The sequence below is a fragment of the Ochrobactrum teleogrylli genome (genome assembly GCF_037482325.1).
Taxonomy (GTDB): Bacteria; Pseudomonadota; Alphaproteobacteria; order Rhizobiales; family Rhizobiaceae; genus Brucella; species Brucella teleogrylli.
In genome coordinates this window covers 419,204-441,127 of record NZ_JBBHKQ010000001.1, presented here as the reverse complement: position 1 = coordinate 441,127, position 21,924 = coordinate 419,204, and the positions used below count along the sequence as shown (strand labels likewise).

Sequence of the window (21,924 nt, the reverse complement as noted above, 5' to 3'; positions counted from 1 at the left end):
CCCCAATGGATGACGAAACCCTCCGCGATCTGCTGCAGGATTTCGGCCCGATCAGCATCCGCCGCATGTTCGGCGGCAAGGGCATTTATCATCAGGGGTTGATCTTCGCGCTTGTGGTTCGCGACGAACTCCTTTTCAAAGCCGACGCATTGACCAGTCCGCGTTTCATCGATGCCGGATCGGTGCAGTGGACCTATGAAGGGCGCAAAGGCGGCGATCCGATCGGCATGCCTTATTGGAGCGTGCCGGGCGAAGCCTTCGATGATCCAGAAATCATGACTGAGTGGGCGCGCCTCGCCTATGAAGCCGCCCTGCGCAGCGGTCCATCAAAACCCCAAAAGAAATCGGCCGCGAAGCGTTCCTTCACGGCCGAATAACAATCTCAAAACTGCAGTCTGCTTACATGCCCGTCGGAATGAGCATGAAAGCAGGGATATCGTTGCCGAAACCAACCGGCGACGGACCATCATCATCGCGATCACGACGGCGCTGCTTATGCTGGTCATGCTGCGGCCTGCCACGACGTTCATCGTTGGAAGCGCGGATCGCGTCGCGGCGGTCGTGGGATTCGATAATGGGCTGCGGCTGTTCCGCTGGATCGAGCGCTTCAATCGAAGCGACCTTTTCCTTCGGTTTATCCATGCTCTTGTCCCGCCCCTTGTCTTTGCCCTTGCTGTCGCGCTGGGAGTCCTTGCCCTTGCCACGCGCATTCCGGCCCTTGCGCGGCTGATCATCGGCCTCGTCGGACGGTGCAAGCGTGGACAGATCGCCATCGACCCATTCAATCTTCTCGCCAATCATGTTTTCAATCGCGGCAAGGTATTTCGTGTCCGACGGCGTCACGATGGTGAACGCCTTGCCGGAGCGACCAGCGCGGCCTGTACGGCCAATGCGGTGGACATAGTCTTCCGAGTGAATCGGCACATCGAAGTTGAAAACGTGGCTGACGTCAGGAATGTCGAGACCACGTGCGGCCACATCGGAAGCGACCAGCAGCTGCAGCTTGCCGTCCTTGAAGTTGGACAGCATCGTCATGCGGGCGCGCTGGTCCATATCGCCATGCAAGGCACCGGCGTTGAACTCGTGACGCACCAGCGAACGGAACAGCTCCGACACATCCTTCTTGCGGTTGCAGAAGATGATCGCATTCTTGAGCGTGTCGCCTTCGGCGCGGATAAGATCGCGCAATGCGGCGCGCTTGTCCCAATCCTTCTTGCTCGACTTGACCAGACGCTGCGTCACGGTCTTGGCCGTGGACGAAGCCTTGGCCACTTCGATCCGGGATGGCGAATGCAGGAACTGCTCGGTGAGCTTGGTGATTTCCGGCGGCATGGTCGCGGAGAAGAACAGCGTCTGGCGCGTGAACGGGATCAGCTTGCAGATGCGTTCGATGTCCGGGATGAAGCCCATGTCGAGCATACGGTCTGCTTCATCGATGACCAGAATTTCAACGCCGGTCAGCAAAAGCTTGCCGCGTTCGAAATGATCAAGAAGACGGCCCGGCGTTGCAATCAGCACGTCCGCGCCGCGCTCCAGCTTGCGCTCCTGTTCGTCGAACGAAACGCCGCCGATCAGCAGGGCGACGTTCAGGCGATGATTGACGCCATATTTGACGAAGTTTTCTTCAACCTGCGCTGCGAGTTCACGCGTCGGCTCCAGAATGAGCGTGCGCGGCATACGCGCGCGAGCGCGGCCTTTTTCCAGGAGCGTCAGCATCGGCAGAACGAAAGAAGCCGTCTTGCCCGTCCCCGTCTGGGCGATACCAAGCACATCCTTGCGCTCTAACGCGGGCGGAATGGCGCCAGCCTGAATGGGTGTAGGCGCGGTGTATCCTGCCGCTTCTACAGCAGCAAGCACTTTCGGGGAAAGACCGAGTTCGGCAAATGTCGTCAATGGAGGCGCAGCTCTCTGGTTCGGAAACGTGTTCCGCCCATCCTGTCATTGCAGCCGCGTCATCGGGCGCAGGACCAAAGCAGAAAAGGCGTCTGCAACGCATCTAGCGTTTTCTTGCAGCATCGCCTACGTCCGCAGCGTGCAAAAGTCAACCAAAATACCATCATACGATATCAAATTGCTTTGATAGTTCTGCACAAAACGATAATCGACGCCAATCAACGCCTTTTCTAATCGAATTAAATCAAATTGATGACATTAGAGGATTGTCACACACGGAAGTTTTTCATCTTTGCTTGCGCATAATCTTACCCGAAATCTATAGACTTTTCAGATCAATGCCGGAACTGTTCCGTCAAAATCCGCTCGTCCCAGGAATGGTTCTTATCGAACAAAATGGCTACCTGGCTGTTCGGCGCCTCGCGCACCGTAACCGACGTTACCGATTTGACTTCGTTATTGTCAGCTACCGCATTAACCGGGCGCTTTTCCGTTTCAAGCAGATCCATGCGCACCGTTACATGCTTTGGCAGCAATGCGCCCCCCCAGCGACGTGGCCGGAACGGACTCACCGGCGTCAGCGCCAGAAGCGGTGCTTCCAGAGGGAGGATTGGCCCCTGCGCCGACAGATTATAGGCCGTCGAACCGGCGGGCGTTGCAACCATCACACCGTCACAGACCAGCTCTTCCAGCCGCACCTTGCCGTCAATCGATATGCGAACCTTGGCTGCCTGATAGGATTGGCGAAACAGCGAAACTTCGTTGATTGCAAGCGCTTCGACCGGCGCTGAGTTTTCGGTCTCCGCGATCATGACCAGCGGGCGGATCGTTTCCATCTGTGCGGCGAGAATGCGCTCGCACAGATTATCGACGCTAAACTCATTCATCAGGAAGCCGACGGACCCGCGATTCATCCCATAGATCGGCGTACCGGTATTCATGAAATCACGCAGCGCCTGCAGCATGGTGCCATCGCCGCCGAGCGCAACGATGATATCGGCGTCTTCGCCTGCCACGTGGCCATAGCGTTTCACGAGTTCTTTCTGCGCCGCGAGTGATTCTTCACTCCCGGACGACAGAAAATGAAGCGCGAGTGATTTGTCTGTCATGTCTACCGTCTCGCTCCCCAGTTCAACCCTGATAAGTTTGCCATGTCCTCATCGCGGTCTACTGGCTAGCACATGAAAAACCCTGTTGCCATGACCTCAATGCGATGAATTTTCGTTTTACAGACGCGTCATTTGTGCTAATCGAGCGCTAACCGCGATGCGGAAGCGATTTGCGACCAAAACCGGTTCGATACAACACTGTATTGTGAAGTGCCCTTATAGCTCAGTTGGTAGAGCACCTGATTTGTAATCAGGGGGTCGGGAGTTCGAGTCTCTCTGGGGGCACCAATATTTTCACGGTTGGAGCAAAACGCTCGCCGTTCACAATGACAAGATTACACTTTCCTCAAAATTCAGAACCGCCGCAGACTGATATCTCTAATGTCATCTCAATCAGACGATTGAGACGCTTGCCACTTTTTCAAAGCAATAAATAGTTTATTTATCACCGATCAGAATATTCATAAAAATTCATATCAGCAACGTTCGTTTACAAATCAGCCGTAAACAGGACAATCTATAGATATATATTTGAATTACTGAAAACATTGAGGATACTGATTATGAGAAAAATCTTTGCTGCGGCAATCGCGCTTTCCTTTATTTCCGCGCCGGCTGCATTTGCTGCTCCAAGCCACATCTCCTCGGGCTTGGTTCATCAAGTCAAAGCGGAGAAAAAGGCGAAAGCGAAAAAGCCATCCCCCAAAAGGCATGTGAAAAAGCCGGTAAAGAAGCCCATCAAAAAGCCAACACGGCATTAAAACCAAACAGAAATTCGCGTTTTAAATCTATTTCACGGCCAAATCTTATCGATCTTCATCCCGATTGGTAAGATTTGGCTCTGAGACCGCTACCGTTACAAAGAGATAGCGGCTCGAAGATCAGGCGGACGGGCTCAGTTTCCCTTCCCGCCGCGATAGATATTTACGCCGAGTTCGCGGATTTTCTTGCGCAGCGTATTGCGGTTGAGACCGAGCAGGTCCGCCGCCTTGATTTGGTTGCCGCGCGTTGCCGTCAGGCAAGCCAGAATCAGGGGATATTCGAGTTCGGCCAGCACACGGTGATAAAGCCCCGGCGGCGGCAGATCGGCACCGAACGAAGCGAAATAACGCTGCATGTTTTGCTCGACGGCTTGCGAAATCGTGATGTTTTCCGCATCACCTGCCACTGCCGGAATGCTGTCGGGCTTCGACATTTCCGCCTTCAGCTCGGTTTCGATGATTTCCGGCGAAATCTCTTCCTGCGGATAGAGCGCGGCTAGCCTGCGCACCAGATTTTCCAGTTCGCGCACATTGCCCGGCCATGGATAGCGTCGCATCATGTCGAGACCGGCATTGGTAATGCGCTTTTCAGGCAAGCCCTCTTCGGCGGCGCGCTTGAAGAAATGGCGCACAAGATCAGGCACGTCCTCGCTGCGCTCACGCAACGGCGGCAGCCGCAGCGGCACCACATTAAGCCGGTAATAAAGATCCTCGCGGAAAAGACCCTGCGCGATCAGCTGGCGCAAATCCTTGTTGGTCGCTGCCACGATGCGCACATCGGTCTTGATCGGCGTACGCCCGCCGACGGTCATGTATTCGCCCTGCTGCAACACGCGAAGCAGACGCGTTTGGGCTTCCATCGGCATATCGCCAATTTCATCAAGAAAAAGCGTACCGCCATTGGCCTGCTCGAAGCGACCACTGGACCGATTCTGCGCGCCGGTGAAAGCGCCCTTCTCGTGGCCGAACAGTTCGGACTCGATCAGATCACGCGGGATCGCCGCCATATTGATAGCAACGAATGGTCCTTTGCGGCGACGGCCATATTCATGCAAGGCGCTTGCGACCAGCTCCTTGCCGGTGCCGGATTCGCCCGTGACCATCATGGTGAGGTCCGTCTGCATCATACGCGCCAGAACGCGGTAGATTTCTTGCATGGCGGGCGAACGGCCGACAAGAGGCATGTTCTCGCCCGGCTCGTCGTGCATCACCGAAGCCGGCTTATGTTTTGGTTCAGACAGCGCGCGTCCGACAATATTGATCAGTTCCGTCAGGTCGAACGGTTTTGGCAGATATTCATAAGCGCCCGCTTCCGAGGCGCGAATGGCCGTCATGAAGGTGTTCTGGGCGCTCATCACCACAATCGGCAATTCCGGCCGCATCTTCTTGATGCGCGGCAGAAGGTCGAAGGCGTTTTCGTCCGGCATCATGACATCGGTAATCACCAGATCGCCGTCGCCTGCCGCCACCCAACGCCAAAGCGAAGCGGCGTTCGAAGTGACCCGCACATCGTAACCGGCCCGGGAAAGCGCCTGATTGAGCACAGTGCGGATCGCCGCATCGTCATCCGCCACCAATACGGTTCCCGTCGGGCGTCCTGCTATCATGCGTCGTCTCCGGTATAATCAGTCGTGAGTTTGCGCGCTGGCGAAGCAATATCCGAGCTTTTCCAGGCAGGCATGAGAATGCGGAAAGTGGTGCGCGAGGGATGGCTGTCGCATTCGATAATGCCGCCGTGATCGCCGATGATTTTCGCCACTAGTGCCAGTCCAAGGCCGGACCCGTTGGTTTTGGTCGTCACAAACGGATCGAAGAGATGCGGCAGCATATCCTGCGGCACTCCGGGCCCATTGTCGTGCACGCAGAATTCCAGCGGCAGCGCAACGCGGTCGCGTGCGCCCGGCACCTGAAGCCGGATACCGGGACGGTACGCCGTCGAGAGAAGGATTTCTCCGTGGTCGCGGTCGCCAATGGCCTCAGAGGCGTTCTTCACCAGATTGAGAAACACCTGCACAAGCTGGTCGCGATTGGCGAAAACCGGCGGCAGTGAGGGATCGTAATCTTCCGAGAAGCGAATATGCCGCGCAAACCCGTTGCGGGCCACGGCCTTTACATGGTCCAGAACCGCGTGAATATTCACAGCTGTGCGCTCGATGGGGCGTTCGTCAGAGAAAACCTCCATCCGGTCCACGAGCGATACGATACGGTCGGTTTCATCGGTAATGAGTCGCGCCAGCGCGCGATCCTCGTCGCCCACCACCTGTTCAAGCAACTGCGCCGCACCGCGAATGCCCGATAGCGGGTTCTTGATTTCATGCGCCAGCATCGAGGCCAACCCGGTCACTGAACGCGCAGCGCCGCGATGGGTCATCTGGCGGTCGATCTTTTCCGCCATGGTCTTTTCCTTGAAAAGAATGACCACGGCACCCTGCATTTCAACAACGGGCGCGACATAGAGATCGACAATGCGTTCCGCACCAAGACGCGGCGAAGAAATATCGACGCGATATTCATTGACCGGCATCTGGCTAGCGCGAACCTGATCGATAAGCGCCAGAAGCGGGCTGCCAAACGGCAGAAAACTTTCCAGCCGGTTGCGCGCCAATATGGACGAACCCGAGCGGAAGAACTGCTCGCCGTCCAGATTGGCATAAACGATGTGATTGTCAGGCCCAACCATAATGACCGGCTGGCTGATCGCATCCAGTATGACCGACGGGATGCTACCCTTTTCATCTCTTTCGCGCATCAGGCGACCTTTCTGAACGCCGATTTCAACTCTGGCGCATCCGTCGTCCGCGCCGCGAAAATCCGGCGCAGCACTTCCACCACCTTTGCGGGATCGGTCAGCGTCATCACTTCCGCCTTGTCTGCTGAGGTCGAACACTCTCCAGCGTGACGATCCAGATACCAGCCAAGATGCTTGCGCGCATGGCGAATACCCGTTTTGCTACCATAATGGTCGAGCATATCTTCGTAATGCATTATAATATAATCGATAATCCCTGTTCCATCTTGAGACGACAAGGCACTGCCCGCGATCGAGCCCGGCAACCATGGCTGCCCATAGGTAGCGCGCCCGACCATCACCGCGTCGGCACCCGACCGGCGGCGAATCTCTTCCGCATCTTCACGCGACGTCACATCGCCATTGGCGACGAGCGGAATTTTCACCGCATCGCGTACGGCGCGAATGGCGTCCCAGTCGGCATGACCTTCATAGAACTGGCAGCGGGTGCGGCCATGCACCGTCACCATCGCAATACCGGCATCCTCGGCCCGTTTGGCCAGTTCCGGAGCATTGATGCTGTTTTCGTCCCAGCCAAGCCGCATTTTCAATGTGACCGGCACGTTGACCGCTGCCACTGTTGCTTCGACAAGCGTCATGGCGTGATCCAGATCGCGCATCAGCGCCGACCCGGAATAGCCGCCTGTCACCTTCTTGGCCGGACAGCCCATATTGATATCGATGATATCGGCGCCCTCGCCTTCGGCAATCCTGGCCGCCTCGCCCATCCAATGCGCTTCACGCCCGGCAAGCTGAACCACATGCGTGCCCAAACCTTCGCCCGACAGGCGCAGCAGGCTTTCCTTGTGACGATTGCAGAGTTCCGCGCTGGCCACCATTTCCGAAACGACCATACCCGCTCCGGCGGCGGCAGCACGCTTGCGAAACGGCAGATCGGAGACGCCTGACATCGGCGCCAGAAAAACGCGATTCTTGAGCACCACGCCGCGGATATCCAAGGGCTGATCGAGAGAAGTCACCAACAAATGCCTATTTCATGTGCATGATGCATAACGCACACACTTTAATCAGTTCATCTTTTGAACGCAAGGAAAAGCGCATAGATTAAGCGATAAATCAATTGCAGTCTGGCATTTGTCGATGCAAGGCATTATTCGGCTTCAAAGCGATCCGTTTTGGCAAAGGCAAAGATCATTTCGAAAACAGCAGCGGTCATTGTGGCAGCCGGCCGGGGCGAACGGGCGGGGCAAAGCGTCGAAGGGCCGAAGCAATATCGGCGCATCGGCGGCGAAGCCGTGCTCGCGCGCACCTTGCGCGCCTTTACCGACTGCACATTGGTCGACGAGATCGTCGTCGTCATTCATCCAGACGATCTCGCGCTTTATGAACGCGCCATACCAGAAAGCCACAAAGATGCGATCGTCGTCACCGGCGGCCCCACACGGCAGGAATCCACACGGCTGGGCCTCCTCGCCCTCAAGGACCACGCGCCGGATTATGTGATGATCCATGACGGCGTGCGCCCCTTCATCACGCAAGCACTGCTCGAACGCATCGTCGGCAATCTGACGCCGGAAGAAGGCGTCCTCCCCGCGCTGGCCGTTTCGGACACGCTGAAACAATCCGCCATCGATGGCACGGTCAAGACCACCGTTCCCCGCGCCGGTCTGTTCGCGGCACAGACCCCGCAGACATTTCCCTATGCGCCTATTCTCGAAGCGCATGAAAAAGCCTTCGCCATTCGTCGCACCGATTTCACCGACGACGCCGCCATCGCCGAATGGCAGGGCCTCGCCGTGCGCATCATCGAAGGCTCGGCTGACAATACAAAGCTTACCTGGGCAAAGGACATTGAAATGGCAGACAAGCGCCTGCGGCAAGACCATGCCGCCTTTCCGGATATTCGCACGGGCAATGGCTATGACGTCCATTCCTTCGAACCGGGCGACCATGTCACGCTATGCGGCGTGAAAATTCCGCATGAAGCAAAGCTCAACGGCCATTCTGACGCCGATGTGGCGCTCCACGCCGTGACCGACGCCCTGCTCGCCACGCGCGGCGCAGGCGATATCGGCACGCATTTTCCGCCATCGGATCCACAATGGAAGGGCGCGGCCTCGCGCATCTTCATCGAGCACGCCGCCAAAATCGTTCGTGAGGCTGGCGGGCGCATCGCCAATGTCGATGTGACGCTGATCAGCGAAGCGCCGAAGATCGGACCGCATCGCGCCGCCATGACGGAAGCGCTCTGCGATATGCTCGGCATTGCCGCCGACCGCGTTTCCATCAAGGCAACCACCAACGAAAAGCTTGGCTTCGTCGGCCGCCGCGAAGGCATTGCAGCCATCGCCACCGCCACCGTCATTTATCCCGGCGAGGTGCCGGAATGAGCGAACTCGTCGCAGAGAAGGAAGCCATCGCGCTGCTGGACGCCTGCCGCAAGGCCGGCCTGATGATTGCGACCGCAGAATCCTGCACCGGCGGCCTGATTGCCGGTGCATTGACCGATATTGCCGGTTCGTCCGATGTGGTGGATCGCGGTTTCATCACCTATTCCAATGAGGCCAAGCACGACATGATCGGCGTGCCAATGGAGCTGATCAACCGCGTCGGCGCTGTCTCAAAAGAAGTGGCGATTGCCATGGCCGAAGGCGCGCTGAAGCACTCGCGGGCGGGCATCAGCATCGCGGTGACCGGCGTTGCCGGTCCGGGCGGTGGCTCAGACGAAAAGCCCGTCGGGCTCGTCCATATCGCCTCCGCACGCAACGGCCAGCCAACGCTGCATCGGGAATGCCGTTTCGGCCCGAAAAGCCGTGCTGAAATTCGCCATGCAACGGTTCTTGCCGCGCTGGAACTGGTGCTGACAAATTTGCGCAAGGCATAACGCTCACGCATGTACTTTCCGCCCTGCCGCCCTATCCTCTACTTATCAGTTTAAGATGAGGAGCATAGGCAATGCGGTTCAAAGGCAAAGTGGCCATTGTTACGGGCGGGGCAAGCGGTATTGGGGAAGCGACGGTCCGGGCTTTTGTGCGCGAAGGCGCCAACGTTATCATTGCCGATTATGCCGACCACGGCCAGCAACTGGCCGATGAACTTGCCGGTGAACACCAGCAGGCCATTTTCATCAAGACAGACGTGACAAAAACCAAAGCTGTTCAGGAGCTTATCGCCCGAACAGTGGAAAATTACGGTCGTCTCGACATCATGTTCGCCAATGCCGGTATTGCTGCGGACGGACCAATCGACGAACTTGACGAAAGCGCCTGGCAGAAGACCATCGATATCAATCTGACCGGCGTTTATCTCTGTGATAAATACGCAATCGACCAGATGCGGTCGCAAGGCGGCGGCGTCATCGTCAATTGCGGATCGATCCACAGCCATGTCGGCAAGTCTGGCGTGACCGCCTATGCCGCGGCAAAAGGCGGTGTGAAACTGCTGACCCAGACACTGGCTATCGATTATGGTACGCAGAATATCCGCGTAAATGCCGTTTGCCCGGGCTATATCGACACACCACTTCTGAAAGATATTCCCGACGACAAGAAGGACGCTCTGGTTGCCCTGCACCCGATGGGTCGCCTTGGCCGGGCCGAGGAAGTGGCAAGCGCTGTGCTCTTCCTCGCCAGCGACGAGTCCTCATTCATCACCGGGTCTTCGCTAATGGTCGATGGCGGTTATACGGCACAGTAAAAAGCTGTTTGATTATAGGCCGTAAATCTGGTCGGCGCGCTTTTCGAAGGCTTCGGAGAATTTCTTGAAGGCCAGATCGAACATCGTCCCCATCAGCAAGCCGAGTGTGCGGCTCTTGAATTCATAGTCGATGAAGAATTCGACATCGCAATAAGCCGCATCCTCGGCAGGTTTGAACGTCCAGCGATTGTCGAGATAGCGGAACGGGCCATCGAGATATTTGACGTCGATGACATTCTCGTCCGGTTTCAGCAGGACCTGACTGGTGAAGGTTTCGCGGATGAGCTTGTAGCCGACCGTCATATCGGCAATCAGCAGCGCCTTGCCGTCGCGCTCCTTGCGGGAGCGGATCGACAAGGCTTCGCACATGGGCAGAAATTCCGGGTATTTCTCGACATCCGCCACGAGTGCGAACATCTGATCGGCCCGGTGATGCACCCGTCTGACGGTCGTAAACTGCGGCATGTCTACTTATGACCGGTTGGCAATCTGCGCTTCGCGGGCGGCCTTGAGCTTTGCAAAATCGTCGCCAGCGTGATGCGAAGAACGCGTCAGCGGGCTGGAGGCGACGAGCAGGAAGCCCTTTGTTTTGCCGATGGTTTCGAACGACTTGAATTCGTCCGGCGTCACGAAACGGATGACCGGATGGTGCTTGCGGGTCGGCTGCAGATACTGGCCGATGGTCATGAAATCCACATCCGCCGAACGAAGATCGTCCATCAGCTGCAGGATTTCATTCCGCTCTTCGCCGAGACCGACCATGATGCCGGACTTGGTGAAGATGGTCGGATCGAGTTCCTTGACGCGCTGCAACAGGCGGATCGAATGGAAATAGCGTGCGCCGGGGCGAACCTTCAGATAACGCGACGGCACGGTTTCCAGATTGTGGTTGAACACGTCGGGACGCGCCTTGACCACGATTTCCAACGCGCCTTCCTTGCGCAGGAAGTCCGGCGTCAGAATTTCGATGGTGGTCGCAGGCGTTGCAGCGCGGATGGCGCGAATGACCTCGGCAAAATGCTGCGCACCGCCGTCTGCCAGATCGTCACGGTCTACCGAGGTGATGACCACATGGGTCAGGCCCATCTGCTTGACGGCCTTGGCGACATTTTCCGGCTCATTGGGATCGAGCGGCGTAGGAATACCGGTCGAAACATTGCAGAACGCGCAGGCGCGTGTGCAGATTTCGCCCATGATCATGAACGTGGCGTGCTTCTTTTCCCAGCACTCGCCGATATTCGGGCAGCCAGCTTCTTCACAGACGGTCACGAGCTTGTTGGAACGCACGATTTCGCGCGTTTCGCTATAGCCGCGCGAGACCGGAGCCTTGACGCGAATCCAGTCAGGCTTCTTCTGGACTTCATTGTCCGGGCGGTGCGCCTTTTCCGGGTGCCGCAGACGTCCGCTCTGGTTGACCGTATTGAGAACTGTAACCATGCTGTTTCCTGCCTATCCGGAGCATGTTCCAAAAGAAATGTGGAACGCTCCTTAATTCGGTCCGGTCCTAAGCCCTGACCACAGACCTGTCAACTTGGACCATTTGCTACTCATCGCCGCGCAGCCAGCCCGAGCGCCCTGAAAACCAGAGCCCAGATGAGCCCAAAGACCAGACCGCCAAAGCCAAGCGCCAAAGTCAGCGTCCAGACACCATACCAGCCCAAGAGCGCCATTCCGTTGACCGATATGGTGTTACCGCCAAGCAGACTCAAGACGCCGGCTACAAATCCGAGCGCCAGACCGATGACGGTACACCATTTTATGATCGGCCAGGCGGCGCGCCGCCATGGCCCTCCATTTTCGATCAGCGGAATAGGCGTCTCCTATTGCTTTAAGCTTTATTTACACGCCTAATCTGGTCCGAAAAGTCTGCAACTTTTCGGGATTAGGCGTTTAACACCCGGCCATATGCGTCGAGTACGCTTTCCTTCATCATCTCCGAAAGGGTCGGATGCGGGAAGACCGAATGCATCAGCTCTTCTTCGGTGGTCTCAAGGTTCATGGCAATCACGAAACCCTGGATAAGCTCGGTGACTTCCGCGCCAACCATATGTGCGCCCAGAAGCTGACCGGTCTTCTTGTCGAAGATCGTCTTTACCAGACCCTGATCTTCACCCAGAGCAATCGCCTTGCCGTTGGCCGTGAAGGAATAGCGACCGACACGAATGTCGAAACCCTGTTCCTTGGCCTTGGCTTCCGTCAGACCGACCGACGCGACCTGCGGATTGCAATAGGTGCAGCCCGGAATCTTGCCCTTGTCGAGCGAATGGACATTCGGAAGGCCTGCGATCTTTTCAACGCAGATCGTGCCTTCATGTTCGGCCTTGTGCGCCAGCATCGGCGGACCGGCGACATCGCCAATGGCATAGATGCCTTCAACATTGGTCTTGCCATAACCGTCGATGACGATGCAGCCACGATCCGTCTTCACGCCAAGCGCTTCAAGGCCGAGATTCTCGATATTGCCCTGCACGCCGACAGCCGAAATCATCCGGTCGACCGTCAGCTTCTGCACCTTGCTATCCTTGGTTTCGATGGAAGCAGTGACGTTGTTGGCGCCCTTCTCCACTTTCGCAACCTTGGCGTCGGTGATGATTTTGAGGCCGCGCTTTTCGAGCTGCTTGCGGGCGATGGCGGAAATTTCCGCATCTTCTACCGGCATGATCTGCGGCATCACTTCCACAACCGTCACATCGACGCCCATGTCGTGATAGAACGACGCGAATTCGATGCCGATAGCGCCCGAACCCATGACCAGCATCGACTTTGGCAGGTCCTGCGGCACCATGGCTTCGAAATATGTCCAGATCAGCTTGCCGTCCGGTTCGATGCCAGGCAGCGCACGCGGACGCGCACCGGTGGCCACGATGATGTGCTTGGCCTTGTAGCTGCCCTCGCCCAGCACGCCCTTCGGCACCGGGTTCTGCGGCTGCATCGGCTGCTTCGACGTCTTGCCGACCGTGATTTCAGCAGGATTGGAACCGGAAGCGCCTTTGACGAGCTTGGCTTCGCCCCAGATGACGTCGATCTTGTTCTTCTTCATGAGGAAGGCGACGCCGCCATTAAGACGGGCCGAAACGCCGCGCGAACGCTGCACGACGGCTTTCACGTCCGGCGTGATGGTGCCTTCGAGTTTCAGACCGTAATCCTTGGCGTGTTCGCCGAAATGCAGGATTTCCGCCGAACGCAGCAGTGCCTTGGTGGGAATGCAGCCCCAGTTGAGGCAGATACCACCCAGATGCTCGCGCTCGACAATAGCGGTCTTGAGACCCAGCTGTGCCGCACGGATTGCCGTCACATAGCCGCCGGGGCCAGATCCGATAACAATAACGTCGTAAATGTCGGCCATAATTCTTGCCCTTATTCCTGAATGCGGAAAGGCCGCGCTTGTCCCTGCATGATCTACAAAGACAAGCGCGGCGTCAGTTCCATCAGACCAGCATGCCCATCGGGTTTTCGATGTGGCGCTTGAAGGCCTGCGCGAGTTCGGCAGCAAGTGCGCCGTCCACCGCGCGGTGATCGGTAGAAAGCGTGACCGACATGACCGTCGCCACTTTCATCTCGCCCTTCTTCACCACGACGCGCTCTTCACCGGCGCCGATTGCGAAAATGGTCGCATGCGGCGGGTTGATGATGGCTGCAAAATCCTTGACGCCGAACATGCCCAGATTGGACACGGAGGTCGAACCGCCCTGATATTCCTCCGGCTTCAGCTTGCGATCACGCGCGCGCTTGGCCAAATCCTTCATCTCGTTGGAGATGGTGGAGAGCGTCTTGCTTTCCGCATTGCGGACGATTGGCGTGATCAGGCCACCCGGAATGGAAACGGCAACGCCGACATCCGAACGCTTGTGCTTGATCATGCCGCCATCGGTCCAGGAAACATTGGCTTCCGGGATATCGCGCAGCGCCAGAGCGGTCGCCTTGATGATCATGTCGTTGACGGAGAGTTTGTAGGCCGGAACCTCGCCCTTCTCGGTCTTGAGCATCGGCGACGCCGCGTTGATCTGCGCGCGAAGCGCCAGAAGCGCATCCAGTTCGCAATCGATCGTCAGATAGAAATGCGGAACGGTCTGCTTCGATTCCACCAGACGGCGAGCAATGGTCTTGCGCATGCCGTCATGCGGCACGATCTCGTAAGAACCTTCCTCGAACAGCTTGAGAACGGCATCGTCCGACATCGGCTTAGGCGCTGGAGCAGCCGCAGCAGCCTGCGGTGCAGCAGCAGCTTTCGCGCCGCCGGACTGGATCGCGGATTCCACATCGCGCTGAACGACACGGCCATGCGGACCAGTGCCCTTCACGGCGGCGATATCGACGCCAGCGTCCTTGGCAATGCGGCGGGCAAGCGGAGAAGCGAAAACGCGTTCGCCCTTTGCCTGTGCGGGAGCGGCAGGTGCCGGAGCAGGAGCAGGAGCAGCGGCGGGCGCGGCTTCCTTCTTGGCTTCAACCTTCGGCTCTTCCTTCGGAGCCTCGGCTTTTGCTTCCGCCTTGGGAGCGGCAGCGCCGCCGCCCTTTGCTGCTTCCGCGATATCTTCGCCGTCAGCGGCGAGAATTGCGATCAGCGCATTGACCTTGACGCCTTCGGTGCCAGCCGGAACAACCAGCTTGGCAACGGTGCCTTCGTCAACAGCCTCGACTTCCATCGTGGCCTTGTCGGTTTCGATCTCGGCAATCACATCGCCGGAGGAAACCTTGTCGCCTTCCTTGACCAGCCATTTCGACAGGTTGCCTTCTTCCATCGTGGGAGAAAGCGCTGGCATGGTGATATTGATCGGCATGTCCAGACCCTTTCGTTAAGCGGTGTAGGTCACGGCTTTCACCGCTTCCACGACTTCGGCCACATTCGGCAGCGCCAGCTTTTCGAGATTTGCGGCGTAAGGCATTGGAACGTCCTTGCCCGCAATGGTCAGGATCGGCGCATCGAGATAGTCGAAAGCCTGCTGCATCACGCGGGTGGCGATTTCCGTGCCGACCGACGACTGCGGGAAGCCTTCTTCGACGGTTACGAGGCGACCGGTCTTCTTGACCGATTCCACGACAGTCGGAATGTCCATCGGACGAATGGTGCGCAGATCGATGACTTCAACGTCGATGCCCTGTGCAGCCAGTTCTTCCGCAGCCCTGACCGCATAGGTCATGCCTATACCGAACGAAACCAGCGTGGCGTCCTTGCCCTGCTTGTGAATGCGGGCCTTACCAATCGGCAGGACGAAATCATCCAGCTTCGGCACTTCGAAATGATGACCGTAGAGAATTTCGTTTTCGAGAAAAATGACCGGGTTCGGATCGCGGATGGCAGCCTTGAGCAAGCCCTTGGCGTCGGCAGCCGTGTAAGGCATGACGACCTTCAGGCCCGGAATGTGGCTGTACCAGGCGGCGTAGCACTGCGAGTGCTGGGCGGCAACGCGGGCAGCAGCGCCCGAAGGACCACGGAACACCATCGGTGCACCCATCTGACCGCCCGACATGTAGAGCGTCTTTGCAGCCGAATTGACGATCTGGTCGATTGCCTGCATGGCGAAGTTGAAGGTCATGAATTCGACAATCGGCTTCAAACCGGCCATTGCGGCACCGACGCCCACACCGGCAAAACCATGCTCGGTGATCGGCGTATCGACGACGCGGCGCGCGCCGAACTCATCGAGAAGACCCTGCGTGATCTTGTAAGCGCCCTGATATTCGGCAACTTCTTCACCCATGATGAAGACGTTTTCGTCACGGCGCATTTCTTCGGCCATGGCATCGCGCAGCGCTTCACGCACGGTCATCGAAACCATTTCCGTGCCTGCCGGAATATCCGGATCGGAAGCGACTTCAACCTTCGGAGCAGCCGGAACGCTGGCAGCAGGCTTGTCTTCAGCCTTCGGCGCTTCCTTTGCTTCTTCCTTGGCTTCCTGCTTCGGGGCTTCAGCCTTGGCAGCCGGGGCCGAACCGATATCGGAAACGCTTTCGCCGTCGCCGAGCAACACGGCAATCGGCGTATTGACCTTCACGCCTTCTGTGCCTTCAGCGATGAGGATCTTGCCGATAACGCCTTCATCGACGGCTTCGACTTCCATCGTCGCCTTGTCGGTTTCGATCTCGGCAATCACATCGCCGGACGTAACCTTGTCGCCTTCCTTTTTCACCCACTTGGAAAGCGTGCCTTCTTCCATGGTCGGAGAAAGGGCGGGCATGAGAATTTCTACGGGCATGACAACACCTTTCCCGAATTAGAGCAGAATATCCGTATAGAGCTCGGAAACATCCGGCTCCGGATCGTTTTGAGCGAAATCGGCCGAATCAGCGACGATGTCGCGGACTTCCTTGTCGATTTCCTTCAGCTCTTCTTCGGTTGCCCAGCCCTTGTCGATCAGGCGCTGTTTGACCTGTTCGATCGGATCATGCTCGGAACGCATCTTTTGCACTTCGTCCTTCGAGCGATATTTCGCAGGATCGGACATGGAGTGACCGCGATAGCGATAGGTTTCCATTTCGAGAATCAACGGACCCTTGCCGGAACGCGCCCAATCGGCAGCGAACTTGGCGGCAGCGGCAACGGCGCGAACGTCCATGCCATCGACCTTGATGCCCGGAAGATTGAACGAAACACCGCGCTTGGAGAAATCGGTTTCAGCGGAAGAACGCGATACCGAGGTGCCCATGGCGTAACGGTTGTTTTCGATGACGTAGATCACCGGAAGCTTCCACAGCGAGGCCATGTTGAAGCTTTCATAAACCTGGCCCTGATTGGCAGCGCCATCGCCGAAATAGGTGACCGACAGATTGTCATTGCCACGATACTTGTTCGCAAAGGCAAGACCGGTGCCGAGCGGAACCTGAGCGCCGACGATACCGTGACCGCCGAAGAAGCCCTTTTCCTTGGAGAACATATGCATGGAGCCGCCCTTGCCCTTGGAGTAGCCTCCACGGCGTCCGGTCAGCTCGGCCATGACACCGCGCGCTTCCATGCCCGTTGCCAGCATATGACCGTGATCGCGATAGGAAGTGATGATCTGGTCACCTTCCTTCAGCGCGGTCTGCATACCAACGACGACAGCTTCCTGTCCGATATAAAGATGGCAGAAGCCACCAATGAAGCCCATGCCATAAAGCTGGCCGGCTTTTTCTTCGAAACGCCGGATCATCAGCATCTCGCGATAGGCGTGCAGTTCCTGCTCCTTGGTAAATTCCACAGGCGCAGGTGCCTTGGGGGTAGTGACAGAAGACGTCTGCGTTTTGCCAGCAGGCGTCTTTTTAGCCCTCGGTGCCATATCTCGCTCCCTTAGATTGTCGTTATATTGTGACGTTATACGCGCATATTACAAGATACAATATGCACCCAGAGCATAGCTGCTATGCTGCCAAGCCCTTAAAAACATATCACAAAAAGACAATTAACCGGAATTCAGTTAATTCGACCTGTCTTCCCGAGAGGTAATAATTGTCACTTCATCGGGATGGGAGAGATTAAGCGCCCTGCGCGCCTGCTCGTCAAGCATATCCTTTTCGATGGAACCATCACGCAAAAGCGCGACACGCTTTTCAAGCGCGGAACGCTCGCCGCTGATTTTTTCAAGCTGCTTGGTAAGGATGGCTTTTTGCTCTTCGAGCCGGATACGGGCGTAAAGACCGAATTCGCCATGATAGGCGTGGAAGCCGAAATAGCTGAGAAACGCAGCCGTCAGAATAGGCAGAATAAAGCGCCCACGGATCGATTTACGTTTCTGCTTGGTCCACATTGCGGCTTCCTTCCCGGATGTTTTTGACGGCAGCGAATCTCAAGCTGTAGCCGCCAATCCGAATTCCACCATGAAGCATTATTTTGCTTAACAGAGCTTTACCGCAGCCATATGTCAGGGAAGGATTAACCCTATTTTTGTGAAACAGTTCGGATAATCAAAAGACGGTGACCTCTTGTGAGTAATTCACTCGCAGGGGGGAAATCGGCAACCAGGATCAATTCTTGATTGCCGATCTGTTCATTATCGACCGTTCAGACGATCACACATCGAGAATCGTTGAGAACCCGCCCATGATCATCCGCTTGCCGTCAAAGGGCATCTCGCTGCCCATCGCCGCCATGCGCGGATCGCTCATCATTTTCTGATTGGCCGCATCGCGGGTGGCCTTGTCGGGATATTCGAACCAGGAGAAAACCACCTCCTCATCGTCGGTTGCCTGCACGGCTCGGCGGAAATCGGTCACCTTGCCATCGGGCACATCGTCACCCCATGCCTCAACCATGCGCGTAACGCCAAACTCCTTGAACAGTTCGGCAGCAGTCGCGGCATGTTTGCGATAGATTTCCTTGTTCGCTTTTGGAACCGCAACGACGAAGCCTTCAATATAAGCCATTTTCTCTCTCCCTTTCGATTCCCCCCTTACGGCTCGGGTCAATACGGGATTGAGCCGCTCCATGTCCGCCATATTGCTCCCCATTCAGGGCCAGCGCATGGCAGAACAATAACATTGATATCAATATATATGGACGGAGTCAAAAGCGGGACCGACCAAGATGGCGGTATGGTTCTCAAAGACAACGAAAAAGGCGGGCACAGAGCCCGCCTTTCATCAAAAGCCTTGGGGTTCCGATTAAAGGAACTTCAGCGCGCTGCGGCCTGCATAGCGAGCCTGCTTGCCGAGTTCTTCTTCAATGCGGATAAGCTGGTTGTACTTCGCCGTACGGTCCGAACGGGCCAACGAGCCGGTCTTGATCTGACCGCAATTCGTGGCAACTGCCAGATCGGCAATGGTCGAATCTTCGGTTTCGCCCGAACGGTGCGACATGACGGCGGTGTAACCGGCCTTGTGTGCGGTTTCGACGGCATCGAGCGTTTCCGACAGGGAACCGATCTGGTTGACCTTCACGAGGATCGAATTGGCGACGCCCATGCGGATGCCATCGCGCAGACGGGCCGAATTGGTGACGAACAGATCGTCGCCAACCAACTGGCACTTGTTGCCAACGAGGTCGGTCAGGTACTTCCAGCCTTCCCAGTCGTCTTCGGCCATGCCGTCTTCAATGCTGACGATTGGATAATCAGCGACGAGCTTGGCCAGATACTTGGCCTGCGCCTTTGGATCACGGGTCTTGCGCTCGCCTTCATAGACGTAATTGCCGTCCTTGAAGAATTCGGTCGATGCGCAATCGAGACCGATAGCGATATCTTCACCCGGCTTGAAACCGGCCTTTTCGATCGATTCCATCACGAAATCGAGGGCAGCCTGCGCGCTCTTGAGATTTGGAGCAAAACCGCCTTCATCGCCGACATTGGTGTTGTGGCCAGCGTCCTTGAGGCGCTTCTTCAGCGTGTGGAAAACCTCCGAGCCATAACGCACGGCTTCGCGGATCGACGATGCGCCAACCGGCAGAATCATGAATTCCTGAAAGTCGATTGGATTGTCGGCATGTGCGCCGCCATTGATGATGTTCATCATCGGCACGGGCAGAACATGCGCATTCGCGCCGCCGACATAGCGATAAAGCGGCAGGCCAGTTGCCTGAGCGGCAGCCTTGGCAACGGCCAGCGACACGCCGAGAATAGCATTGGCGCCAAGATTGCCCTTGTTGGCAGAGCCGTCGAGGTCAATCAGAGTCTGGTCGATGAGCAGCTGGCTTTCGGCATCGAGGCCTGCAATGGCGTCGAAAATCTTGCCATTCACCGCTTCAACGGCCTTTTCCACGCCCTTGCCGAGATAGCGGCTGCCGCCATCGCGAAGCTCAACGGCTTCATGGGCACCGGTCGATGCGCCGGATGGAACAGCGGCACGGCCAAAAGAGCCATCTTCAAGCACTACGTCCACTTCGACGGTCGGGTTGCCGCGGCTGTCAAGAATTTCGCGGCCGACGATGTCGATAATTGCAGTCATAGGAGCCAGTCCTTCCCTATAGATCGCTCCGCTTATATGCAGAGCTGCTGAACAAATCCGATGTGGGCACATCCTTAGCGAAACAAAAGGCGGAGGAAAATCCCCCGCCTTTCACAATTCGCTCAGTGTTTTATAGACCCTTGGAAATCCTGTCGAACGCCACAAGCTTTTCCAGCAGTGCAGGCATCTTGTCGATCGGCACCATATTGGGTCCGTCCGACGGCGCATTGTCGGGGTCCTGATGGGTTTCAATGAAAAGACCGGCCACACCGACAGCCACCGCTGCGCGCGCCAGTGTTTCCACAAATTCGCGCTGTCCGCCCGACGAACCGCCCTGCCCGCCCGGCTGCTGCACCGAATGGGTCGCGTCGAAAACCACCGGCGCGCCAAGGCCGGCCATGATCGGCAGCGAGCGCATATCCGAAACCAGCGTATTATAGCCGAAGGACACGCCGCGCTCGGTTGCAAGCACATTCGGGTTGCCGCTTTCGGTGATCTTGGCCAGAACATTCTTCATGTCCCAGGGTGCCAGAAACTGGCCCTTCTTGACATTGACCACCCGGCCAGTCTTCGCGGCGGCGATCAGCAGATCGGTCTGGCGGCAGAGGAAGGCCGGAATCTGAAGCACATCGACGACGGGTGCGACTGCGGCGCATTGTTCTTCGGTGTGGATATCGGTCAGAACCGGAAAGCCGAATTCCTTTTTCAGATCGGTAAAGACTTCCAGCGCCTTTTCGAGACCGATACCGCGCTCTGCCTTCAGCGACGTGCGATTGGCCTTGTCGAAACTCGACTTGTAGACCAGACCTATACCCAGCTTGTCGGTGATTTCCTTCAGGCGTCCCGCCATGTCGAAGGCATGGTCCCGCGTTTCCATCTGGCATGGGCCAGCGATCAGCGCGAAGCGCGCGCTGTTGGAGAAGGTAACATTACCGACTTTGACGGAGGAATTGGCGGTCGTCATTTACTCAACACCTTCAAATACGAACAACGTACCCTGGCCTTTAGCCGGAGAAACGATGATACGGCCATCTCTTTTCAGAAACGTGACACCGTTGCGGTCAAGAAGCTGCTCGATTGTCAAAAGCGAAGCAACCGTGAAAACCAGCCCTGCAAGCCGCAAGCCACGGCCATGAAGCTCTGGCAACCATCCAAAGCTTTGTTCAAACTGTTTGGAAGGAAGGATATCTATATCGGCATTGCCTGCGGTGATTTCCAGAGAACCACCGTTCTGCTTGCGCGCTGGCGCATGAAACACGCCTTGCAGCAATTCCGAAAATGCCGCCGGATTATCCTCGCAGATCAGGATTTTGCGCAATCCGCTGACGCCATTTTCATGCGCAATCAGATGCGAACGATCCGTCTTGGGATAAGCCAGACGCTGGCAGGTGAAGAAAAACGCATCGGGCGCGCGCAGATCCGCCGCAAAAGCAAGGCGGAAACTCGCAATTTCGCGCTTGCCTTCCTTGCTCACGAACGCCCGTGAAAACTCAACCATGCGGCCACCGGCAACACCGCGCCGTTTGAACGCGGCGTGATCGGCGCGTGCATCGTCCGTTTTGAAGGCTATGCCTGAAAAGCCATCCTGCCCGTTACGGAAGCGGTAGGCCTGATCGCGGAGAATGAAACTGTTCGAGCGACGGGCGGCAGCCACATAAAGCGGCTCGCGGTCGACTGCCAGCATTTCCAGATAGGTGTCGTCAGCAAAAAAGCTGCACACATTGGCGGTGCCGAATGGATGCTGGGCATTCGGGGCCACTGTAAATCCCAAGAGAGAAAGTCTCGCGCGCGCTTCGTCCAGTCGTCCAACCGGCAGAACAAAATGGTCCACCGAACGAGCATTGCGCGCGAGATCATTATTCAT

The 21,924-nt window shown here is 57.0% G+C and carries 22 protein-coding genes and 1 tRNA gene; 6 read left to right on the top strand and 17 right to left on the bottom strand.

The genetic code is table 11. The features are described from left to right. The first annotated feature begins 5 nt into the window (after window positions 1-5). The gene (locus tag WIX40_RS02210) at window positions 6-377 is read left to right on the top strand and encodes a TfoX/Sxy family protein (protein ID WP_109369132.1); all 372 of its coding nucleotides are present in this window, start codon (window positions 6-8) and stop codon (window positions 375-377) included. Window positions 378-399: 22 nt separating this feature from the next. Here the strand turns inward: WIX40_RS02210 and WIX40_RS02205 are convergent, their stop codons facing one another. Together WIX40_RS02205 and WIX40_RS02200 are read right to left on the bottom strand one after the other, a co-directional pair. Then, complete coding sequence (locus WIX40_RS02205) at window positions 400-1,893, bottom strand: DEAD/DEAH box helicase (protein WP_121536232.1); 1,494 nt, start codon at window positions 1,891-1,893, stop codon at window positions 400-402. A 335-nt stretch (window positions 1,894-2,228) separates the two neighbouring features. Further along, on the bottom strand, window positions 2,229-3,002 hold the full coding sequence (locus tag WIX40_RS02200; protein WP_109369134.1) for an NAD kinase: 774 nt from the start codon (window positions 3,000-3,002) through the stop codon (window positions 2,229-2,231). 212 nt (window positions 3,003-3,214) lie between these two features. Here WIX40_RS02200 and WIX40_RS02195 point away from each other — a divergent pair. Together WIX40_RS02195 and WIX40_RS02190 are read left to right on the top strand one after the other, a co-directional pair. Beyond that, window positions 3,215-3,290, top strand: a tRNA-Thr gene (locus WIX40_RS02195). Window positions 3,291-3,565: 275 nt separating this feature from the next. After that, window positions 3,566-3,763 carry a hypothetical protein gene (locus tag WIX40_RS02190; protein ID WP_109369135.1) on the top strand — a complete coding sequence of 66 codons (198 nt, stop codon included), beginning with the start codon at window positions 3,566-3,568 and terminating at the stop codon, window positions 3,761-3,763. 134 nt (window positions 3,764-3,897) lie between these two features. On the opposite strand, the gene ntrC is transcribed toward WIX40_RS02190, so the two are convergent. The 3 genes from ntrC to dusB are packed head-to-tail and all read right to left on the bottom strand — an operon-like array spanning window position 3,898 to window position 7,531. Next, complete coding sequence (gene ntrC / locus WIX40_RS02185) at window positions 3,898-5,370, bottom strand: nitrogen regulation protein NR(I) (protein ID WP_109369136.1); 1,473 nt, start codon at window positions 5,368-5,370, stop codon at window positions 3,898-3,900. Then, window positions 5,367-6,512: a two-component system sensor histidine kinase NtrB gene (locus WIX40_RS02180; RefSeq protein ID WP_121536234.1), complete on the bottom strand. Its 1,146-nt coding sequence runs from the start codon at window positions 6,510-6,512 to the stop codon at window positions 5,367-5,369. Before WIX40_RS02180 ends, ntrC begins: the two co-directional genes overlap by 4 nt. After that, window positions 6,512-7,531, bottom strand: a complete 1,020-nt coding sequence (gene dusB / locus WIX40_RS02175) for a tRNA dihydrouridine synthase DusB (protein ID WP_181376095.1) — start codon at window positions 7,529-7,531, stop codon at window positions 6,512-6,514. Before dusB ends, WIX40_RS02180 begins: the two co-directional genes overlap by 1 nt. Before the next feature lie 156 nt (window positions 7,532-7,687). Between dusB and WIX40_RS02170 the strand changes: the two genes are divergently transcribed. From WIX40_RS02170 to WIX40_RS02160, 3 genes are all read left to right on the top strand, one after another. After that, a complete protein-coding gene (locus tag WIX40_RS02170) occupies window positions 7,688-8,902 on the top strand; it encodes a bifunctional 2-C-methyl-D-erythritol 4-phosphate cytidylyltransferase/2-C-methyl-D-erythritol 2,4-cyclodiphosphate synthase (RefSeq protein WP_109369138.1) in 1,215 nt (404 codons plus the stop codon). After that, window positions 8,899-9,396 (top strand): CinA family protein, encoded by a 498-nt coding sequence (locus WIX40_RS02165; protein WP_109369139.1) that lies wholly within the window; start codon window positions 8,899-8,901, stop codon window positions 9,394-9,396. Before WIX40_RS02170 ends, WIX40_RS02165 begins: the two co-directional genes overlap by 4 nt. Before the next feature lie 71 nt (window positions 9,397-9,467). Next, window positions 9,468-10,208 carry an SDR family NAD(P)-dependent oxidoreductase gene (locus tag WIX40_RS02160; RefSeq protein WP_109369140.1) on the top strand — a complete coding sequence of 247 codons (741 nt, stop codon included), beginning with the start codon at window positions 9,468-9,470 and terminating at the stop codon, window positions 10,206-10,208. Between the two features lie 12 nt (window positions 10,209-10,220). On the opposite strand, the gene WIX40_RS02155 is transcribed toward WIX40_RS02160, so the two are convergent. The 12 genes from WIX40_RS02155 to WIX40_RS02100 form a co-directional block, all read right to left on the bottom strand. Continuing rightward, window positions 10,221-10,673 (bottom strand): type II toxin-antitoxin system RatA family toxin, encoded by a 453-nt coding sequence (locus WIX40_RS02155; protein ID WP_109369141.1) that lies wholly within the window; start codon window positions 10,671-10,673, stop codon window positions 10,221-10,223. Between the two features lie 6 nt (window positions 10,674-10,679). After that, window positions 10,680-11,645 (bottom strand): lipoyl synthase, encoded by a 966-nt coding sequence (gene lipA / locus WIX40_RS02150; protein WP_109369142.1) that lies wholly within the window; start codon window positions 11,643-11,645, stop codon window positions 10,680-10,682. A 110-nt stretch (window positions 11,646-11,755) separates the two neighbouring features. Continuing rightward, complete coding sequence (locus WIX40_RS02145) at window positions 11,756-11,917, bottom strand: hypothetical protein (RefSeq protein ID WP_167836034.1); 162 nt, start codon at window positions 11,915-11,917, stop codon at window positions 11,756-11,758. A gap of 173 nt (window positions 11,918-12,090) precedes the next feature. Further along, entirely contained in the window at window positions 12,091-13,554 is a 1,464-nt protein-coding gene (gene lpdA, locus WIX40_RS02140) for a dihydrolipoyl dehydrogenase (protein WP_121536236.1), read from the bottom strand. 82 nt (window positions 13,555-13,636) lie between these two features. Beyond that, window positions 13,637-14,986 carry a pyruvate dehydrogenase complex dihydrolipoamide acetyltransferase gene (locus WIX40_RS02135; RefSeq protein WP_109369144.1) on the bottom strand — a complete coding sequence of 450 codons (1,350 nt, stop codon included), beginning with the start codon at window positions 14,984-14,986 and terminating at the stop codon, window positions 13,637-13,639. Between the two features lie 15 nt (window positions 14,987-15,001). Further along, the gene (locus tag WIX40_RS02130; protein ID WP_109369145.1) at window positions 15,002-16,402 is read right to left on the bottom strand and encodes a pyruvate dehydrogenase complex E1 component subunit beta; all 1,401 of its coding nucleotides are present in this window, start codon (window positions 16,400-16,402) and stop codon (window positions 15,002-15,004) included. An 18-nt stretch (window positions 16,403-16,420) separates the two neighbouring features. Beyond that, window positions 16,421-17,461 carry a pyruvate dehydrogenase (acetyl-transferring) E1 component subunit alpha gene (pdhA, locus tag WIX40_RS02125; protein WP_109369146.1) on the bottom strand — a complete coding sequence of 347 codons (1,041 nt, stop codon included), beginning with the start codon at window positions 17,459-17,461 and terminating at the stop codon, window positions 16,421-16,423. A gap of 138 nt (window positions 17,462-17,599) precedes the next feature. Next, window positions 17,600-17,929 carry an FtsB family cell division protein gene (locus WIX40_RS02120; protein WP_109369147.1) on the bottom strand — a complete coding sequence of 110 codons (330 nt, stop codon included), beginning with the start codon at window positions 17,927-17,929 and terminating at the stop codon, window positions 17,600-17,602. Window positions 17,930-18,191: 262 nt separating this feature from the next. Further along, complete coding sequence (locus WIX40_RS02115) at window positions 18,192-18,545, bottom strand: DUF1428 domain-containing protein (protein WP_078340401.1); 354 nt, start codon at window positions 18,543-18,545, stop codon at window positions 18,192-18,194. A gap of 237 nt (window positions 18,546-18,782) precedes the next feature. Beyond that, window positions 18,783-20,060: a phosphopyruvate hydratase gene (eno, locus tag WIX40_RS02110; protein WP_109369149.1), complete on the bottom strand. Its 1,278-nt coding sequence runs from the start codon at window positions 20,058-20,060 to the stop codon at window positions 18,783-18,785. Between the two features lie 130 nt (window positions 20,061-20,190). After that, entirely contained in the window at window positions 20,191-21,024 is an 834-nt protein-coding gene (gene kdsA, locus WIX40_RS02105; RefSeq protein ID WP_121536244.1) for a 3-deoxy-8-phosphooctulonate synthase, read from the bottom strand. After that, on the bottom strand, window positions 21,025-21,924 hold the full coding sequence (locus tag WIX40_RS02100) for a VOC family protein (protein ID WP_339438176.1): 900 nt from the start codon (window positions 21,922-21,924) through the stop codon (window positions 21,025-21,027). It lies immediately after the preceding gene.

What these genes read in the sequence shown, in the direction of transcription:
- WIX40_RS02210 (WP_109369132.1), top strand. Translation starts at nt 6, where the DNA reads ATGGATGACGAAACCCTCCGCGATCTGCTGCAGGATTTCGGCCCGATC.
- WIX40_RS02200 (WP_109369134.1), bottom strand. Translation starts at nt 3,002, where the DNA reads ATGACAGACAAATCACTCGCGCTTCATTTTCTGTCGTCCGGGAGTGAA.
- WIX40_RS02190 (WP_109369135.1), top strand. Translation starts at nt 3,566, where the DNA reads ATGAGAAAAATCTTTGCTGCGGCAATCGCGCTTTCCTTTATTTCCGCG.
- ntrC (WP_109369136.1), bottom strand. Translation starts at nt 5,370, where the DNA reads ATGATAGCAGGACGCCCGACGGGAACCGTATTGGTGGCGGATGACGAT.
- WIX40_RS02180 (WP_121536234.1), bottom strand. Translation starts at nt 6,512, where the DNA reads ATGCGCGAAAGAGATGAAAAGGGTAGCATCCCGTCGGTCATACTGGAT.
- WIX40_RS02165 (WP_109369139.1), top strand. Translation starts at nt 8,899, where the DNA reads ATGAGCGAACTCGTCGCAGAGAAGGAAGCCATCGCGCTGCTGGACGCC.
- WIX40_RS02160 (WP_109369140.1), top strand. Translation starts at nt 9,468, where the DNA reads ATGCGGTTCAAAGGCAAAGTGGCCATTGTTACGGGCGGGGCAAGCGGT.
- WIX40_RS02155 (WP_109369141.1), bottom strand. Translation starts at nt 10,673, where the DNA reads ATGCCGCAGTTTACGACCGTCAGACGGGTGCATCACCGGGCCGATCAG.
- lipA (WP_109369142.1), bottom strand. Translation starts at nt 11,645, where the DNA reads ATGGTTACAGTTCTCAATACGGTCAACCAGAGCGGACGTCTGCGGCAC.
- lpdA (WP_121536236.1), bottom strand. Translation starts at nt 13,554, where the DNA reads ATGGCCGACATTTACGACGTTATTGTTATCGGATCTGGCCCCGGCGGC.
- WIX40_RS02135 (WP_109369144.1), bottom strand. Translation starts at nt 14,986, where the DNA reads ATGCCGATCAATATCACCATGCCAGCGCTTTCTCCCACGATGGAAGAA.
- WIX40_RS02130 (WP_109369145.1), bottom strand. Translation starts at nt 16,402, where the DNA reads ATGCCCGTAGAAATTCTCATGCCCGCCCTTTCTCCGACCATGGAAGAA.
- pdhA (WP_109369146.1), bottom strand. Translation starts at nt 17,461, where the DNA reads ATGGCACCGAGGGCTAAAAAGACGCCTGCTGGCAAAACGCAGACGTCT.
- WIX40_RS02120 (WP_109369147.1), bottom strand. Translation starts at nt 17,929, where the DNA reads ATGTGGACCAAGCAGAAACGTAAATCGATCCGTGGGCGCTTTATTCTG.
- WIX40_RS02115 (WP_078340401.1), bottom strand. Translation starts at nt 18,545, where the DNA reads ATGGCTTATATTGAAGGCTTCGTCGTTGCGGTTCCAAAAGCGAACAAG.
- eno (WP_109369149.1), bottom strand. Translation starts at nt 20,060, where the DNA reads ATGACTGCAATTATCGACATCGTCGGCCGCGAAATTCTTGACAGCCGC.
- kdsA (WP_121536244.1), bottom strand. Translation starts at nt 21,024, where the DNA reads ATGACGACCGCCAATTCCTCCGTCAAAGTCGGTAATGTTACCTTCTCC.
- WIX40_RS02100 (WP_339438176.1), bottom strand. Translation starts at nt 21,924, where the DNA reads ATGAATAATGATCTCGCGCGCAATGCTCGTTCGGTGGACCATTTTGTT.